A 17,754-nucleotide genomic window follows, 5' to 3' on the forward strand; every position below is an offset into this window, starting at 1 on the left:
TGCCGCTGTCAGCGGGCAGCCGGACGGGTGATGGCCTGCGCCTTGCCGTCGTAACGCAGCACCACGTCGGCCTTGGGCTCCAGCGTGCCGATGCCGTCACGCGGGCCATCGACCCAGCGCACGCGCAGCTCGCGCTTGTCCTGCATGCCCGGGTAACTGCCCTCGCGCGCACCGATGCTCAGCACGCCCTTGGCCTGGTCCCACTGCAGCGCGATGCGGCTGGACTGGCCACGCTCGTAGCCATAGTTGCGGCCGTTGTCCTCGTACAGCGAGAAGCTGCCGTCGGCGCCGGTATAGACCTCGATGGTGACCGCTGCGTTGGGCTGCTCATCCACGTATTGCTGGACCACGGTGCGCGGGACGATGGAGCCGGCACGCACGAACAGCGGGCTGCGCTCCAGCGGTGCGGCAGCGGTGATGGTCTGGCCACCGGCATGACGCTCGCCGGTGTTGAAGTCGATCCAGCTGGTGCCGGCCGGCAGGTAGACCTGGCGGCTGGTGGCCTTGAACTCGGTCACCGGCGCGACCAGGAAGGCCGGGCCGAACAGGTACTGGTCGGCGATGTCACGCACCTTGGGGTCGGCCGGGAAGTCCATCGCCATCGCGCGCAGGATGGTGCCGTCCTTCTGCCAGGTATCACCGGCCAAGGTGTAGATGTAGGGCAGCAGCGTGTAACGCAGCTTCAGGTAGTGGACGAAGCTGTTGTAGTGCGCCGAGCCTTCCGGGGCGATTTCCCAGATCTCGCGGTACGGGAACTGGCCGTGCAGGCGGAACACCGGCACGAAGGCGCCGTACTGGAACCAGCGCAGGCTCATCTCGCGCCACTCCGGCAGGTGCGCCGGGTCCTTGTCGATGAAGCGCTGCTCCGGCGAGAAGCCACCGATGTCGAAGCTGACGTTCGGCGCACCGGCCATCGAGGCATTGACCAGGCCGGAGATCTGCTCACGCATGTCGTCCCAGCGCGGCACGATGTCGCCGCTCCAGAACGCCGCACCGGCGCGCTGCTGGCCGGCGAAGTAAGCACGCGAGAGGATGAACACGCGCTTGTCCGGATCGACCTCGCGCGAGCCTTCGTACACGCCTTCGGAATGCACCAGCGGATAGGAGTTGAAGTACTCCACCGAGGAACCGATCGCGGTCGGCGTGGTGCGCGCCTTGCGCTCACCGATGTCGATGTTGCTGTGCAGGTCCGGCTCGGAGGCATCCAGCCACCAGGCGTCGATGCCACGGCTGTTGAGCTTCTCGTTGACCTGACGCCAGAAGATGTCGCGGCCCTTCTGCGAGTACGGGTCGTAGAAGGAATTCAGGTAGCCCTTGCCGATCCAGTCCAGCTCACCAACTTCGACGTTGCGGTGATACATGGCACCGGCGGCGTCGAGTTCCTTGTAGTTGGCGGTGGTCGGGTAGAACTTCGGCCACACCGAAATCATGATCTGCGCGTTCTGGTCGTGCACGTGCTTGATCATGCCGGTCGGGTCCGGGAAGTTCTTGCTGTCGAAGTCGTGCGAACCCCAGGCGTCTTCCGGCCAGTACGACCAGTCGAGCACGATGGCGTCGATCGGCAGCTTGCGACGGCGGTATTCGTCCAGCGCACCGGTCAGCTCGTCCTGCGTCTTGTAGCGCTCGCGGCTCTGCCAGAAGCCATACGACCACTTCGGCAGCAGCACGGCCTTGCCGGTCAGTTCGCGGTAGCCGGCGATCAGTTCATCGGCATTGCTGCCGGCAACCACGTAGTAGTCGATCATCTGCCCGGCTTCAGACCAGATCGAAAGATCATTGGCTTCGGCGGCCGGCAGCGGGTCGCGATGCAGCAGCGCGATATAGGCCGGATCGATCGCGTCCCATTCCACCTTCACCTGGTGCTTCTGGCCCGGCTGCAGGTCCAGCGCGAACTCGTGGTGCCACGGGTTCCAGTTCTGCCGCCAGCGGTCGATCACCAGCTTGCCGTCGATGTAGACCTTGGCGTACTCGCTGTTGTACATCGAGAACGTGTGGCGCCCGCCCTGCTTGGCTTCGATGGCGCCTTCCCACACCACCTGGGTACGGCCGCCCTGGGCCTTGTTCCAGCCCTCGGCGGGCAGCGCCTTCAGGTCCTTGATGTACTGGTAGTTGATCTCGTTCTCGCGGCGCACCACACGCTGCTGGCCATCGAACGAATAGGTCGCGGTGAATGCACCCGGCTTGCCCTGCGCGTCATAGACAACCAGGTCTTCCTGCAGCGGTCGCAGGCCCTTGGGATCGCCGTAACGGGTGATCGAGTTGTTGTCCCAGAGGATGCCGTAGTTGCGGCTGGAGATCAGGTAGGGAATGGCGTTGTCGATATTGTGCTGGAGCAGTTCGACATCGCGACCCTTGAGGTTCATCCAGCCCTGTTGGTGCAGGCCGGTGCCGTACAGCGCTTCGCCTTCGACCGAATCGAAGCGCTGGCGCACGCTGTACATCGGCTTGCCTTCCACCTGCTCGGCGCTGAAATCACGCGTTGCGGCCGACTCAGCCAGCAGCGGCTTGCCGGCGGCATCGAAGAAGCTGACGCGGCCATCGGCCAATGCTACCTGCGCGGAGATACCCGCGGCCTTCAGGGTCACTGCGCTGGCATCCTGGCTGACCTCGAATACCGGCACCGGCGCACTGTTGGCCACGCGCATCAAGCTGGGGCTGCGCTGGAAATCACCGTCCACGTCCGCGCTGACGCGGATGATGTTCTGGTCCACCAACTGCAGGCGGACCTTGGCTGCCTTGGCATTGGCCGGTGCAACCACCACGCCATCGGCTTGCCGGTCCACGGTCTGTGCGGACGCCGCCAGTGGTGCCATCGCGGCGGCCACGGCCAGTGCCAATACGCTGCTGCGCAGACACGCAGATTTGTTCTTCGACATCATCATTCCCCTCCGCTGCGCCGCCCTGCGGCGGCGCCTTATGGTCAAGTGCTCAGTACGTCGCCAACTTCACCCGCAACAGCTGGGTGGCATCGGAGAAGTTGAGCCCGTAATCGGTTTGATCGCCGTTCCAACGACGGCGGAACTGCCATTGCCCATCGACGTAGGTGCCTTCGTCGACCGAGTGATAGATCTGCCGTGCGGCGACTGCCGGGTCGGCGGCCACCAGGCTGATGCGGGCATGCGCGCCGGTCAGCAGGAACTCATCGGGCCCCAACTGCACAACCAAGGCACGGCCGATTGGCTCCGCATTGCCCGGTGGCGTGCCCTGGAACCAGAACTGCGGCACGCCGTAGGTGATGACCGCATTCCACTTGTCGTCGATCTTCAGCGTCTGCGTGCCCTGCCCCGGCTCCTCGGCGGTGCCGTGCACCTTGCCCTCGAAGCTGGCCTTGGCGATAACCTCGGCCGCCGGCGTCAGCAGCCGGTAATTCAGCGCGAACGGCTCGAACGCGGCCGGGTTGATGTCCTTGGCACCGAGCGGGTAGTTGCTGTACTTCGAGTAATCGATCCCGAACGGTGACCAGCCTATGCCCTGATGACCCAAGGTCGAGAAGATGTAGCGGGCGTACTCGGCGCGGTTGCCGGTTTCGGCGACGAACAAGGGATTGTCGTCACGCGCGTAGCGGTCCAGCACGGTGGTGTACAGCGCGTAATCCGGCATGTAGATGTCCGGTGCCAACAGATCGATGTTCGGCGCCGCGGCCTTGTATACATCCAGTACGTTGTCGGTGGGACCACCGCTGGCATAGGAACCCGGCTGACCCGGATTGAACGGCCCACGCAGCGCGGCATTGACCAGCATCGGCAGGTTGTACTCGGCCTTGCCGGCCGCAGCGACCTGATCGATGAAATGGGCAATATGCCAGGCATGGAAGATCTCATCGGCATCACTGCCGAATACCTCGCGCCACGTCCCCGGCTGCTTGCCCAGCTTCTTCAGCAATGCTTCGGGCACGGCAGCGTCGAAATCCTTCTGCGCAAGTGGCGAGAAGTCACGCACGCTGCCATAGGTGCCCGGCTCGTTCTGCGGCTGCACCATGATCACGGTGTGCTGCGGGTCCTTGGCCTTGAGGTGACGCATCAGCTGCACGAAGGCCTTGCGGTCGGCTTCCAGGGTTGCCGGTGCATGCGGTGACAGCGAGTTGAGGGTGCGGCCGTCGGCGGTGATCACCCGCGGGAAGCGCTGGTTGTCCAGCTTCACCCATTCCGGCGCGTAGTTCGGACCGTTGTTCTTCCAGGTGGCGAACCACAGCAGGATCAGCCGCACTTTCTTTTCGCGGGCTTGCTCAAGCAGCGTGTCGACGAAGGAGAAGTCGAAGCTGCCCTCCTTGGCTTCCACCTGCTCCCAGGCCACCGGCACCATCACTGTATTCGGTTTAACCAGCTCGATCGCCGGCCAAACATCGTCCAACGCCTGCGGGTAGTTGCTGGAGTTGTTGACCTGCGCGCCGAGGATCAGGAACGGCTTGCCATCGACCAGCAAGGCATGACGACCATTTTCGGTGACAACCTTGGGCAGCTCGGTCGCGCTCGCTGGGCTTGCCGCCGCAGCCTTGGCGTCACCTGCCTGCGGCGCGGACGCGTCAGGGCTCGAACCACCGCAAGCCGCCAGCAACATGGCCATTGCGGCGGCAAACAAGCCGGCATTGATCGACGCGGGACGTTGGGAAGTCAGCTTCATGGTCGTTTCCTCTTGCTTCTTGCAGGGAACCCGGGCCGTCATGGCCCGGTACAGAAAAGCGGTGCCGTCATGGCCCGGTGCGGAAAGGTGACGCCGGCAAGCCGGTGGCACCCGTCAGATTCGCGGCCTGCGCGGTATCACTCCAGCCGTAACGTGCGGCCACCGGCGCTTTCACTGCATTGCTCTGCAGGATCACCCGGTTGCCATCGATGCGTGCCTGCGCGCGATGGAAATACCCATCTCTGCCTGCAACTTCAAAGCCCTTCAGTTCCCCGCCCGCGCCTGCCCGCAACGGCGCAGCGCCCGCGTCGAAGCGCAGCACCACGCTGCTGCCCTGCACGTCATGGCCCACATAGCTCGGGCCGGATGCAACGATCGTGCTGTCGCCATAAACCAGCTTCCCTGCAGCCAGGGCCAGACGGTCGCCCACCGTGCGTTTGTTGCGCGGATGGATGTCGTGCACATCACCAACGTCGGTGATCACCACCTGCGCGGTTGCCGGCAGTGCCAGCGTCGCGCCCTGCGATTCACGCAGCAGGGCCCATGGGCTTTCGATTGCCACATCAGCGGCATCGCGCTTGTCCGCACCGGATGAGAACGGCGCCAGCTGCACCCACAGGAACGGCAGCGCAGGTGCCTTCCACTGCGCGCGCCATTGCGTGATCAATGCAGGGAACTGCTGCCGGTACTTCTGTGCCTGCGGCAAGGTGTTGGCGTTGGATTCGCCCTGGTACCAGAGCACGCCACGCACGCCGTAATCCTGCAGCGGATGGATCATCGCGTTGTACAGCAGGGTTGGATGCTGGTTCTTGTCATCGACCAGCGCGACCTGCGCGCTCTCGACGCGGAAGCTCCAGCCATCCAGCGCACGCGCAGCGGCGCCCTGCGGCTGCACGAACACTTCGCTGGCTTCGCCGTGGATGCCACCACCGCCACCGAAGTCCTGCACGCGCACCGCGACATGGTTGATCCCGGCGTGCAATGCGGACGCGGGCACGCTGTAGCGACGCGCCAGGTTGTACTGCAGCTTGGTTTCGCCGACCTGCTGGCCGTTGACCCAGGTGGTGTCGCTGTCGTCGATGCGGCCAACGCCCAGGGTCACGCCCTTGGCGGCTTCATCGGCACTGAGACGGAAGCTGGCACGGTACCAGGCAACGCCGTCCATGCCATTCCAGCCTTGGCTTTCCCACAGGCCGGGCACGCTGATAGTGGTCCACTGCGCCGCATCGACATCGGCCTCATGCCAGTGGCTGGCATCGGCCGGCAGCTGCGGCCAGCGCGCAAGGTTGGCGTGGGTAACCTGCAATGCCTTGGCATCGGCGTCGCGCAATGCAGCCGCCTGCGCGGCCAGCGCGGCGCCGTCCAGGCCCTGCGTTGCTGCGTCGGTCCATGCTTCGATGGTGCTGCCGCCCCAGGTGCTGTCGATGATGCCAACCGCAACACCGGTGCGCGCACGCAGCTGCTGTGCGAAGTAATACGCCACTGCCGAGAAGTCGCCGGCAGTGCGCGGGGTTGCCTGCCGCCAGTCGCCGCCATTGAGCTGCCACTGCGGTGCGCCGGCCCACGACTTGGGAATCTTGAAATGGCGGATCAGCGGATCATTGGCAGCTGCAATCGCCGCCTCGGCGCCATCGGTCTGGGCCAGTGGCCATTCCATGTTGGACTGGCCCGAGGCCAGCCACACTTCACCTACGTAGACGTCACGCAACTGCTTTTGCCCAGCCTTGTCGTCGATGCTCAGCACATACGGGCCGCCAGCGGGCAGCGCGGCCAACTGCGCGCGCCAGTTGCCGTCGGCGGCGGCCTTCACCGTCACCTGCCTGCCAGCAAAATCGATACGCACCTGTGCGCCTGGCGCAGCCTTGCCCCATACCGGCAAGGGCTGGTCACGCTGCAGCACCATGCCGTCGGCGAACACGCGCGGCAGCTCCACTGCCTGTGCACTGCTGGCAAGCGCTGCCAGGCCCATCACTGCGAACCACTGCTTCACTTCGATTCTCCGTACCAGATGCCACGGCCTTCGGTGCCGAAATAGACGCGGCCGGTAATACGCGTATCTCCGGTGACGTGACGGATCACGCCGCCAAAGCGCTGCGCGTCGTTGTCGATGCGGGTCCAGCGGCGGCCACCGTTGTCCGAGCGGTACAGGCCACGCTTGCCGGCCATCTCGCCGAATACGAACAGCACCGGCGTGTCACCATCCTTGAGCGGCTTGCCCAGCCCGACCGAGAACACGTTGTCCAGGCCTTCCACACGGCGCAACTTGCCCGGCGACCAGTGCAACAGGCCTCGCCAGCCGGCGGCAACCCAGGCCTCACCGGCCTGCCACGGATTCGGACGGATCTCGGCACGGAACCAATCACCCACCGCGCCAACACCGGCTTCGGCTTGGCGGAATTCCACGCCGCCGTCGCCACTGACATACAGCGCGCCACTGACCGGATCGAAGCCGTAGTACACGCCGGCCTCCAGCTTGTCCGCTTCCACCACCGCATTCTTCGGCAGGCCTTTCACCGCCTGCCAGCGGCCACCGAAATCGGCACTGAGCCAATGGCCACCATTGCGGGTCTGCCAGATCACCCGCTTGCCATCGGCGGCCAGGGTGATGCGGCCTGCACCTTCGCCATCGGGCGGCTCGTGCGCGAATGCCGTCCAGCTGCGCCCGCCATCCTTCGACCAGGCCGCGCGCACCGCGCCTTCAGGGCGGCCATGGAAATAGCCGGTACGCACCATCAGCTGCGGTGCCTGCCCGGCATAGGCAAGGCTTTCGGTATTGGAGAAGCGCACGCCGGCAAACCGCTGCTGTGGCGTGTCCAGATCGTCATGCACGAAGCCGTCGATGTCGCCCAGGCCACTGACCAGGTGCGCGCCCTGCGGCGGGCTGACCAGCGCCAGCGGAACGGTCTCCTCGAAGCCGGCCAAGGGGAAACGCCAGGTCAGGCGCTTGCCCTCGTCGAAGCTGCGCAGGTCGCGCGTATCCCAGATGCCGTAGCCGGTGACGAACTGCAGGTGACCGGGATCATGCGGATCGATTGCCAGCACGCCGATCCAATGCGGCCGCGCCTCCTCGGTCCACGGTGCATAGGAATGGTCGAAGTCGGCGCGGGTGGACAGCGCGGTCCAGCTGCGGCCGCCATCGACGCTGCGGAAGATGTCGTCATGCGGCGCGAAGCGGTTGAAGGTGCTGGCGACGATGCGCTGCGGGTCCTGCGGGTCCACCGCTACCGCGCCCCAGCCGAAGCCATCGCCCTGCAGGTCGCTGGACTGCGGCACCGGAGTGATGTCGGTCCATGCACCGTCGCGCGGATCAAAGCGCCACAGCGCACCGTTGTTCATGGTGTTGGGGCCGGGCTGGTCGCCATAGCTCAGCAACCAGCGGCCCAGGCTGTCACGCACCATGTGGTTGGGACGCAAGCCAGTGGGCTGGCCCGGCACTGCCTGCCAGCTGCTGCCGGCATCGTCGGAGCGGTACAGCGCGGTCTGCTGCGTCGAGACGCCGGCGTACACGGTGCGCGATGCACCGTCGCCGCCCTTGCTGCCCGGCTCGAAATTGATGAAGGCCACGCCGATGGCCTGCGCACCGCCCCAGCTCTGCGCGCTGGCTGCGGGGGATTTGGCGATTGCCGGGAACGACGTCAACTCGCTCCAGCTGACACCACCGTCGGCACTGCGCCACACGCCGTTGGCGCGGGTGCCGAACAGCAGTACCTTGCCATCGTTCGGGTCGACCGCCAGGCGCTCACCATTGGCACGTCCCAGCTCGTTGCCGCCCATCTTGAACGGCAGCTCGGTGCGCTGGAAGCTCTGCCCGCGGTCGTCCGAACGCAGGATCACGCCATTGCTGCCACGCTCGTGCAGATAGGTGCCCACAGCCATGTACAGGCGGTCGGGGTCGGCTGGATCGACAGCCATGCTTTCCACGCCGAAGCGCCCCTGGTCGCTGGCATCCATCCAGTCCAGCAAGGGTTGCCAGCGCTGCTGCACCGGCTCCCAGCGGTACGCGCCACCAATATCGGTGCGCGCGTACTGCAGCCCCTGTTGCTGCGGGTGGAAGACCAGCCCGGTGACGAAGCCGCCGCCGCCGATGGCGACGTTGTGCCACTGGTAGTCCGGCTCAGCGCCGGCCTGTGCGGCCGGCACGCAGAGCAGGGTTGGCAGCAGCAGTGCCGCTGCCGCCAACCATCGCCGCAGATATCCTGCGCTGGTGGTGGCCGCATGCCGCTGCCTGCCACCTGTGGTGAAGCGCCTGATACCTGCCATACCGCACCTCCATCTACACAAGCCGCGTTTACAGATCCAGGTTGGCCCGGATGCTCATGCCATAACGGCGATCATTGACGTACCAGCCATTCGGGCGGCTGCTGCTGCCGTAGTAGTCCGAGCGCACTTCATCGAGCAGGTTGGTGCCATCAAGTGTCAGCGACCAGATCTCGTTGAGGTTGATGCGCAGCGAAGCATCCAGCTGGCCGGTGGCGTCGTGGTACTGCGGCACATGGCCGGCATTCGGCGGACGCGTGGTGACCAGCCAGGTATCACGCCAGTTGTAGGCAGCGCGGAACGAGACGCGAGACTTTTCGTACATCAGCACCACGTTGTAGCTGTTCTTGGACAGCCCTTCCAACGGCAGGTAGGAGATCTCCACGCCATCGGTGCCTGCGGCATCCGGTGCCGGCGCTTTGCTGTCCACATACGTGTAGTTGGCTTCAAAGCCCAGGCCATCAAGCGCGCCTGGCAGGAAGGTGAAGAACTGGCGGTAGCCAAGTTCCAGACCCTTGATCTTGCCGTCCTTGCCGTTGGAGCGCGTCTGCAGCTGGAACTCACGCACGCACTCGGCGCTGACGCAGGCTCGGGTTTCCCCAGTGGTCGAACCCTCCAGCGGCACGTCGAAGTTGGCGTCGTAGTAATTGGCCGCGATGGTGTCGTAATAGTAGAAACCCTTCACCTTCTTGTAGAACGCGGTGCCGTACAGCATCGAGCCCTGGCCGAAGTACCATTCCAGCGAGGTATCCAACTGGTTGGAGTACATCGGCTTCAGGTAAGGATTGCCACGGCTGGCATAGGACACGCCGCCGGTATTGAAGTCGAAGAAGGTGTCGTTGAGGTAGACATAGGGGTCGAGCAGGTCGAAGTCCGGTCGCGACATCGCACGCGAGGCCGCAATGCGCCACTGCAGGCTGTCGGTCAGGAACATGCGGAAGTTCAGGCTCGGCAGAACGTCGGTATAGGAATGGGTGACGTCGATCTTCGACACGTCATTGGACGGCGAGTTCTGCTCCAGCTCGTAACCCTTGACCGAGGTTTCGGTACGCACCACGCGCACGCCGACGTTGGCATCCCAGGGGAAGCGTGCGTCGTCCTTGCCCAGGCGCAACATCGCATAGGCAGCGTAGGTGTTCTCGGTGTAATCACGGATGTCGGTGGTCGGGTTGTACGCAACCGGATCGTGGCCGAACATGCGTACGGTTTTTTCGTAGTCGGCGACCATCTGGTCGCAGGCCACATAACCGGTCGGCAGGCCGCTGTCGCCACGGAAGTGATCGCTGAACGGGAACAGGCGGTAACAGGCGTCCGGGTAGTCCTTGAACGGTGCTGCCGAGAAGCTACCCCAGGCATTGTCGGTGCCGGCCGGAGCGATCTTCTGCCAGTTCCAGCCCGAACTGCGGGTGATGGCCGAACGATCGGTGTAACGCACGCCCATACGCAGGTCGTTGAGCAGATCGCTGTCGAGGAAATCCCAGCGCAGGTCGGCGCGCCAGGAGAACTGGTCGGCGTCGTTGTTATCGCGCTTGTCCAGGTGCGAGTACCAGCCACCGTAGTTGCTGATGTCGCTCATATAGCCGTCGATCGGCTTGCCGGTGTCGCGGTCCAGCACGGTCACGGTCGGGTACTTGCCGGTCATGTCGACCTTCACCGGCGGCACGCCGTACAGATTGGCCCAGCCACGCCAGTCATCCGGATCCACCTGGCCGGCCAGCAGGTCCACCCAGTAGTTGACGCTTTCGGTGGTGGCATCGATGTACTGGAAGTCGGTGGAAAGGTGCAGGTTGTCATTGACCTGCCACTTTCCGCCCAATGCAAGATCGGTGGTGACCGAGTTGCGCCAGTCCATGCGCGAAGTGGTGGTCACCAGCGCATTGTTGAAGGTGCCGTACTCGAACTCGCCGTTGCCATCGAAGCCAAACGGGTCGTTGAAATTCTCATAGCCGGGAATGCTCGGTGAAACGAAACCCCAGCCCTTGTTGGACCCGTTCACCAGATCCTGGGTGTTGTTGTTGAGGTTGCCCACGCGCACGCTGTACTCGCGGTTGCGGAACTTGTAGTCCGAGCGCAGGCCGGTGGCGTACAGCTCGATATCGTCGTTGGGCTTCCACTGCAACGCAATGTACTGGCCGTCGCGCTCGCGGTCACCGAAGTGGCTGTACATGCCAACTTCACTGGGCACCACTACTTCCTTGCCTTCGTAGCCGGGCACATCGTCATAAGCAAGATAGCTGCCCATGTTGATGCGGTCTTCGCGGTACTGACCTTCCTGGTGGGCGATGTTGAACAGCACGCCGAACTCGCCGGCATTGGTGTTCCAGCGGTTGGAGAACAGGAACGAGGCCGAGGGCTGCACCGAATCGCGCAGGTCCCACTTGTTGACGGTGAAGCTGCCGGACAGCTTCATGCCTTCCTGATCGAATGGCATGCGCGTGCGCAGGTTGACCAAGCCACCGAGGCCGCCTTCGATCAACTCGGCGCTTGGGTTCTTGTAGACATCCACGCCACCCAGCAACTCGGCCGGCACGTCTTCCCAGCTCAGTGCACGGCCGCTGTTGGCGGTGAAGATGTCACGGCCATTGAGCTCGCTGCGCACCTGGGTGAGGCCGCGCACCATGATGTCGCTGCCTTCACCCTTGTTGCGGGTGATCTGCACGCCGCTGATGCGCTGCAGGGCTTCGGCGACGTTGTTGTCAGGCAGCTTGCCGATATCTTCGGCAACGATTGAATCGACGATCTGGTCGCTGGTTTCCTTGATCACCTGCGCCTTGGTCAGGCTGCCGCGGGTGCCGGTAACCTGGACCTTGTCGAGCTCGGTGGCTTTGGCGGGCGCTGCGTCCTGCGCCTGTGCAGCTGCCGACAGCAGTAGCGCAACACTCAGGGCAAGCACAGTGGGTTGCAGACCGGTACACGCACGGCGGCGCGCACTATTGGCCACCGTAAGGCGGCGCTGGAACGTTGACATGAGTGTTCCCTCCCAGGACACATGGCGACGATTTGATTTTTCCCAGCACCGACGTCATTGCGCCTTTGGTACCAGGTGAAGCAGATTGAAAACCGCGTACTAACGCACCCCGCATTGGCAAGGCACTCGACTAACCGCTCTTCACATCCTTCGTTGCCGATGGCTGCGCCTGCATCCCCTGTGCCTGCGACCACCGACCCTGATACCGATGGTCATTGACCACCACGGCGGCGAGCATAGGCGCGGGCATACATTCCCGACCAATGAAAAAATGCGCAGGATGTATATCGGAAGTGAATACCCCGATTCAGGCGACCGGTGGATACAAGCGCCGCGCGGTCAGCCGCAGCGCCTCAAGCACGCGCTCGGCGCCGGGAGAGAGCAGCTGGTCACGGCGGCGGATGATGCCGAAGAACTCCATGCGCACGTCCAGCGCGATCGGCAAGACCAGCATCTGCCCGGTCTGCAGGTAGGGCGCGACCGACTCGGCCGGCAGCGCCGTCAACATGTCGCTGTGCCGCAGCAGATGAATGGTGACCGGCAATGAGGTGGTCTCGACGATGTTCTGCGGCGGCACCAGACCGTGCTCCAGGAACACCGCGTCCAGCCGCGAGCGCAGCACGCTGCCATCTGGCGGCATGATCCAGCCGTACTCGACCAGATCGCCGTAACCGACCCGCTTGCGCGCGGCCAACGGGTGCCCGGCGCGGACGATCACCGAGTGCGGCTCATCCGCGAGCGGCTCAAACTCCAGCTCGCTGCTGCCCTCGGCACCCATGATGCGGCCGACCACGATGTCGAGCTGGCCATCCAACAGCTTGGCCACCAGTGGCCGGCTGTAGTCCATCTCGATCCGGATCAGGATGTCCGGGAAGTCGCGCTTGAGCGCGGCCACCGCCTGCGGCACCAGGTTGGTGCCGGGGTTGACCACGGTGCCGATCGCTGCCTGGCCGGTGCGTCCGCTGCGCAGCGCGGCGATCTCGTCCTGGGCGCGGCCAATCTCCGACAGCGCCGAGCGCGCGCGACGGATCAGCACCTGCCCGTACCAGGTCGGCTCGACCCCGCGCGCATGCCGCTCGAACAGCGGCACGCCCAGCAGGTCCTCCATTTCAGCCAGCAGCTTGGACGCCGCCGGCTGGGTCATATTGGCCGCCTCGGCCGCGCGCAGCACCGAGCGCTGCTCGTAGAGATGCAGCAACAGCAATAGATGCCGGGTCTTCAAACGGGTGGCATTGAACCAGCCGGTGGTGGGTTGAACCATGCGTGCCGATCCCCTCGACTGAGTAGCTATTCGCCCAGCGAATACATTACGACAAAAATTTCATTTGTCGCACATAGGTTCTCAGGCAAGGCTATGCCACGCTTCCGTCAGCAACGCTGCCGCCCCGTCGGGCCGGCGCGGCCAGTACCGACAGCAGGCTTCAGGGAGAAAGGGATGAAGGTTTCACGATCAGCCAGCGCCAGCAGCGCGGGCAGGTACTGCGTTTGCCAAGCGGGAGGCCAGCGATGAGTGGGCGCCTGACCGGCAAGGTGGCGGTGGTGACCGGTGCTGCCAGCGGCATTGGCGCGGCCATCGCGCGCCTGTTCGTCAACGAAGGCGCGCAGGTGGTCGGCATCGACCTTACATCCAGCGATGCCTACGACTTCGAATTGCTGCAGGGCGACATCACCGATGCCGCAGCGATGCGCGGTCTGGTCGAGGCCACACTCAACCGCCATGGACGCATCGATGTGCTGGTCAACAATGCCGGCGCCGATGTGTTCTCCGATCCACTGGCGCTGGACGATGCGCAATGGCAGCGCTGCTTCGCCTTGAACCTGGAGGGTGCCTGGCAGCTGTGCAAGGCCGTGCTGCCTGGCATGGTCGCGCAACAGGCCGGTGCCATCGTCAACATCGCCTCGGTGCATGGCCACAAAATCATCCCCGGTGCGTTCCCGTACCCGGTGGCCAAGCACGCATTGATCGGCATGACCCGCTCGCTCGGCATCGAATACGCCGCGCACGGCATCCGCGTGAACTCAATTTCGCCGGGCCTGATCCTGGTGCCGCGCATCGAGGCCTGGTTCGAGCGCGAGCCCGGTGCCCGTGAACGCCAGACCGCACTGCTGCCACCGCGCCGCATCGGCAGGCCGGAAGAAGTGGCGTATACCGCGCTGTTCCTGGCCAGCGACGAAGCGCGCTTCATCAACGCCACCGACATCCTGATCGATGGCGGCCGCTCACAGGTGTACCACGACTGACATGACTGCCCTGCCCTTCAAGCTGCCCCTGATCGCCATCCTGCGCGGCATCACGCCAAGCGAGGTGGACGCGCATGTCGATGCGCTGGTCGAGGAAGGTTTCGACGCGATCGAGATCCCCAGCAACTCGCCGGGCTGGGAGCAGAGCGTGCAGCGCAGCGTGCAGCGCCACGGCCAGCACGCCTGCATCGGCGCCGGCACGGTGGTGCTGCCCGAGCATATCGACGCGCTGCTGCATGCCGGCGGCCGGCTGATGGTCACGCCCAATACCGACCCGCAGCTGATCCAACGCGCCGTTGCCGAAGGACTGCTGGTGGCAGCCGGTTTTGCCACTGCCAGCGAAGCGTTCCTGGCACTGCGTGCAGGTGCGCAGATGCTGAAGTTGTTCCCCGCATCCATCCACGGCCCAGCACTGATACGCGCCCTGCGCAGCGTGCTGCCGCCTGTTCCCCTTTTCGCCGTCGGTGGCGTCTCCCCCAGCACCTTGGCCAGCTATCTTTCCGCTGGTTGTCAGGGTGCGGGCACCGGCGGTGACCTTTATCAACCCGGCCAACCAGTGCAGGCAACGCGCGACAACGCACGTGCCTTCCGCCAGGCCTATCTGGACTACTCGGCATGAAGATCGTGCGTCTGACCACCTACCAGGCTGCGCCGCGCTGGCTGTTCCTCAAGATCGAAACTGACGAAGGCATCACTGGCTGGGGCGAGCCGGTGATCGAAGGCCGTGCCGCCACCGTGGAAGCAGCCGTGCATGAGCTCGGCGACTACCTGATCGGCAAGGACCCGGCGCGCATCAACGACCTGTGGCAGGTGCTGTACCGCGGCGGCTTCTACCGCGGCGGCGCGATCCTGATGAGTGCCATCGCCGGCATCGACCAGGCGCTGTGGGATATCAAGGGCAAGGCGCTGGGCGTACCGGTCTATCAACTGCTCGGTGGCTTGGTGCGTGACCGCATGAAAACCTACCGCTGGGTTGGCGGTGACCGTCCGGCCGATATCGTCAACCAGATGCGGCACTACAAGTCACTGGGCTACGACACCTTCAAGTTCAACGGCACCGAAGAGCTGAAGCTGATTGACAGCCCCCGCGCCGTAGACACCGCCATCGAGAAAGTCGCAACCATCCGCGACGCACTCGGCAACAGCGTGGATTTCGGCATCGACTTCCATGGCCGGGTGAGTGCACCGATGGCAAGGGTGCTGCTGAAGGAACTGGCACCATACCGTCCGTTGTTCGTCGAGGAACCGGTACTGCCGGAACAGTGGGAGTACTACCGCCCGTTGTCGGAGACCAGCAGTATTCCGCTGGCGGCTGGCGAGCGTATGTACTCGCGCACCGAATTCAAACCGGTGCTGGCTGCCGGCGGCCTGGCCATTCTGCAGCCAGACCTGTCGCACGCCGGCGGCATCAGCGAGTGCCACAAGATCGCCGCCATGGCCGAGGCACATGACGTCGCCTTGGCACCACATTGCCCGCTTGGTCCGGTCGCACTGGCTGCCTGCCTACAACTCGATTTCGTCGCCCACAACGCCGTGCTGCAGGAACAGAGCATCGGCATTCATTACAACGAGGGCGCAGACCTGTTGGACTACGTCATCAACAAGGACGACTTCGCCTGCGATGCGCAAGGCTGCATTGCGGCGCTGCCTAAGCCGGGGCTGGGCGTGGAGATCGACGAAGCACGCCTGATCGAAGCCAACAAGACCCCCCCGCGCTGGCGCAACCCTTTGTGGCGCCACAGTGACGGCAGCGTCGCCGAATGGTGAGTGCACAAGTGTTGGAGCCAGCAGTGGCCGACGCACGGCTGCTGGTAGACAGCCGTTGTGAGCTGGGCGAAGGCATCCTCTGGTGTGACCGCCGCAATGTGCTGTACTGGACCGACATCCTCGCTGCGCGCCTGTGGCGTTACGATCCGGCAAGTACCCGCAGCCGATATTGGCAGCTGCATGAACCGCTGGGCTGTCTGGCATTGGCAAGCGACGGCCGCCTGCTGCTCGGCCTGGCCAACGGCTTGTATGTTGCCGACCCGGAAGCGCAGCTGCAGGACAGCGAGCTCGACTTGCAGCTGCTGAGCCTGGTGGAAGCCGACAATCGCAATACCCGCATCAATGATGGTCGCGCCGACCGCCACGGCAACTTCGTGTTCGGCACCAAGAGCGACTACGCCGACGGACGCCGCGGCGGCAGCTTTTACCAATGGAGCGCCAGCAAGGGCCTGCGTCTCTTGCCCTTGCCACCCGCCGCGATTCCAAATGCAATCTGCTTCAGCCCCGACGGTGAGCGCATCTACTTCTGCGACTCGCCACAAGCCAACATCATTACTGGTCGCTATGACCCGTACAGCGCACAGGTTGAAGAGCTGCAGGCGTTTGCCAGCATTAGTGAACCCGGCATCGAACCTGACGGCGCCGTGGTCGACGCCCAAGGCCGGGTCTGGAACGCACAGTGGGGCGCGGGCCGGGTTACCTGCTATTCCGCTGATGGCCGCATCGAGCAGGAGATCCACATCCCCACCCAACACGCCTCCTGCTGCGTGCTTGCCCCAGGCGCGCTGTACATCAGTAGCGCCCGCGTGGGTCTGGACGCGACCGCTTTGAGCGCGCAGCCAAGTGCGGGAGGCATTTTTGTCTGGGAGCACCCGCAATTGAAGGCAAGCGTAGACCGCGTGGAGTTGCCATGATCGCCGTGGACTGGGGTACCAGCAGCCTGCGCCTGTACCGCCTGGATGAGAACGGCCATGTCTGCGAGCGCCGCCGCAGCGAACGCGGCCTGCAGGCAAGCAGCGGACAGTTCGAAGCGGTGCTGGCAGAAGAGATTGCCGGTTGGGATGACCCGTTGTTGATCCTGTCCGGCATGGTCGGCAGCCGCAGCGGTTGGCAGGAGGTGCCCTACCTGCCCTGCCCCGCCGGCATCGACGACCTCGCCACTGCCTTGGTGCCGCTGCAGGCACCCGCCTTGGCTGGGCGCGCGCTATGGATAGTGCCAGGTGTAAGTGACACCGACAGCGACGCCGTACCCGATGTAATGCGCGGCGAAGAAACCCAGCTGGCCGCGTTGTTGGCAGTGCTGCCGCGTGGCAATCATGTTGTCTGCCTGCCCGGCACCCATAGCAAGTGGGTGTCGATCGCCGATGGCCAGATACGCCGCCTGACCACGGCGATGACGGGCGAGTTGTACGCGGTGCTGCGTAACCACAGCCTGCTGGGCAAGCTGATGCCCGAAGACGACAGCCGCTTCGACGCCTGGGCATTTGAAAGTGGACTCAAACGCAGCCGCCATAAGGGCGGACTTCTGCATCACCTTTTCGGCGTACGCACGCTGGGCCTGTTCAACCAGTTGGAAGGCAACGCCTTGCCTTCGTACCTGTCTGGCCTGCTGATCGGACACGAGATACTGTCTTCCGGCGTACTCGAGCACACACCGCGTCTGTCGCAGGTGCATTTGATTGGCAATGACCGCCTGCTGGCACTGTATGCCCAGGCGCTGATTTCCTGGGGCATCGGCGTGCAACGCCATCCGGAAGATCTGGCTGCGCGCGGCATGCATGCGCTGTGGCAGCGACGATTGGATTTGGTTGGTGTTTGAGCTGTAAAGGATTGGTTGGCGGAACTGAGCTGACCAGCTGGCTACGTAACCGCATGTAGCTTTTGTTTGCGCGTTCTTTCTC

General features: G+C 64.3%; 11 protein-coding genes. 5 read left to right on the plus strand and 6 right to left on the minus strand.

The window, feature by feature from the left end:
* Positions 1-8 precede the first annotated feature (8 nt).
* The 6 genes from ACVOLR_RS07890 to ACVOLR_RS07915 all read right to left on the minus strand — a co-directional run bounded on the left by ACVOLR_RS07890 (position 9) and on the right by ACVOLR_RS07915 (position 13,106).
* Complete coding sequence (locus tag ACVOLR_RS07890; protein ID WP_481535950.1) at positions 9-2,876, minus strand: TIM-barrel domain-containing protein; 2,868 nt, start codon at positions 2,874-2,876, stop codon at positions 9-11.
* A gap of 52 nt (positions 2,877-2,928) precedes the next feature.
* Positions 2,929-4,620 (minus strand): GH35 family beta-galactosidase, encoded by a 1,692-nt coding sequence (locus ACVOLR_RS07895; RefSeq protein WP_481535951.1) that lies wholly within the window; start codon positions 4,618-4,620, stop codon positions 2,929-2,931.
* Positions 4,621-4,687: 67 nt separating this feature from the next.
* Positions 4,688-6,589: a sialate O-acetylesterase gene (locus ACVOLR_RS07900; RefSeq protein ID WP_481535988.1), complete on the minus strand. Its 1,902-nt coding sequence runs from the start codon at positions 6,587-6,589 to the stop codon at positions 4,688-4,690.
* A gap of 17 nt (positions 6,590-6,606) precedes the next feature.
* Entirely contained in the window at positions 6,607-8,880 is a 2,274-nt protein-coding gene (locus ACVOLR_RS07905) for a WD40/YVTN/BNR-like repeat-containing protein (protein ID WP_481535952.1), read from the minus strand.
* Positions 8,881-8,908: 28 nt separating this feature from the next.
* The gene (locus ACVOLR_RS07910; RefSeq protein WP_481535953.1) at positions 8,909-11,845 is read right to left on the minus strand and encodes a TonB-dependent receptor; all 2,937 of its coding nucleotides are present in this window, start codon (positions 11,843-11,845) and stop codon (positions 8,909-8,911) included.
* A 307-nt stretch (positions 11,846-12,152) separates the two neighbouring features.
* Positions 12,153-13,106: a LysR substrate-binding domain-containing protein gene (locus ACVOLR_RS07915; protein ID WP_481516668.1), complete on the minus strand. Its 954-nt coding sequence runs from the start codon at positions 13,104-13,106 to the stop codon at positions 12,153-12,155.
* Positions 13,107-13,351: 245 nt separating this feature from the next.
* Here ACVOLR_RS07915 and ACVOLR_RS07920 point away from each other — a divergent pair, with 245 nt between their 5' ends.
* The 5 genes from ACVOLR_RS07920 to ACVOLR_RS07940 are packed head-to-tail and all read left to right on the plus strand — an operon-like array spanning position 13,352 to position 17,672.
* Entirely contained in the window at positions 13,352-14,086 is a 735-nt protein-coding gene (locus tag ACVOLR_RS07920) for an SDR family oxidoreductase (protein ID WP_481535954.1), read from the plus strand.
* A 1-nt stretch (position 14,087) separates the two neighbouring features.
* Positions 14,088-14,705, plus strand: a complete 618-nt coding sequence (locus ACVOLR_RS07925; protein ID WP_481535955.1) for a 2-dehydro-3-deoxy-6-phosphogalactonate aldolase — start codon at positions 14,088-14,090, stop codon at positions 14,703-14,705.
* Complete coding sequence (gene dgoD, locus ACVOLR_RS07930) at positions 14,702-15,853, plus strand: galactonate dehydratase (protein ID WP_481535956.1); 1,152 nt, start codon at positions 14,702-14,704, stop codon at positions 15,851-15,853. Before ACVOLR_RS07925 ends, dgoD begins: the two co-directional genes overlap by 4 nt.
* A gap of 23 nt (positions 15,854-15,876) precedes the next feature.
* The gene (locus tag ACVOLR_RS07935; protein WP_481535957.1) at positions 15,877-16,767 is read left to right on the plus strand and encodes an SMP-30/gluconolactonase/LRE family protein; all 891 of its coding nucleotides are present in this window, start codon (positions 15,877-15,879) and stop codon (positions 16,765-16,767) included.
* Positions 16,764-17,672: a 2-dehydro-3-deoxygalactonokinase gene (locus tag ACVOLR_RS07940; RefSeq protein ID WP_481535958.1), complete on the plus strand. Its 909-nt coding sequence runs from the start codon at positions 16,764-16,766 to the stop codon at positions 17,670-17,672. Before ACVOLR_RS07935 ends, ACVOLR_RS07940 begins: the two co-directional genes overlap by 4 nt.
* Positions 17,673-17,754: the final 82 nt, after the last annotated feature.

Source organism: Stenotrophomonas sp. STEN030 (assembly GCF_056759995.1).

Coding starts and splice junctions, on each gene's coding strand:
- ACVOLR_RS07940 (WP_481535958.1), top strand. CDS start 16,764: ATGATCGCCGTGGACTGGGGTACCAGCAGCCTGCGCCTGTACCGCCTG.
- ACVOLR_RS07915 (WP_481516668.1), bottom strand. CDS start 13,106: ATGGTTCAACCCACCACCGGCTGGTTCAATGCCACCCGTTTGAAGACC.
- ACVOLR_RS07905 (WP_481535952.1), bottom strand. CDS start 8,880: ATGGCAGGTATCAGGCGCTTCACCACAGGTGGCAGGCAGCGGCATGCG.
- ACVOLR_RS07910 (WP_481535953.1), bottom strand. CDS start 11,845: ATGTCAACGTTCCAGCGCCGCCTTACGGTGGCCAATAGTGCGCGCCGC.
- ACVOLR_RS07895 (WP_481535951.1), bottom strand. CDS start 4,620: ATGAAGCTGACTTCCCAACGTCCCGCGTCGATCAATGCCGGCTTGTTT.
- ACVOLR_RS07900 (WP_481535988.1), bottom strand. CDS start 6,589: ATGGGCCTGGCAGCGCTTGCCAGCAGTGCACAGGCAGTGGAGCTGCCG.
- ACVOLR_RS07890 (WP_481535950.1), bottom strand. CDS start 2,876: ATGTCGAAGAACAAATCTGCGTGTCTGCGCAGCAGCGTATTGGCACTG.
- dgoD (WP_481535956.1), top strand. CDS start 14,702: ATGAAGATCGTGCGTCTGACCACCTACCAGGCTGCGCCGCGCTGGCTG.
- ACVOLR_RS07920 (WP_481535954.1), top strand. CDS start 13,352: ATGAGTGGGCGCCTGACCGGCAAGGTGGCGGTGGTGACCGGTGCTGCC.
- ACVOLR_RS07925 (WP_481535955.1), top strand. CDS start 14,088: ATGACTGCCCTGCCCTTCAAGCTGCCCCTGATCGCCATCCTGCGCGGC.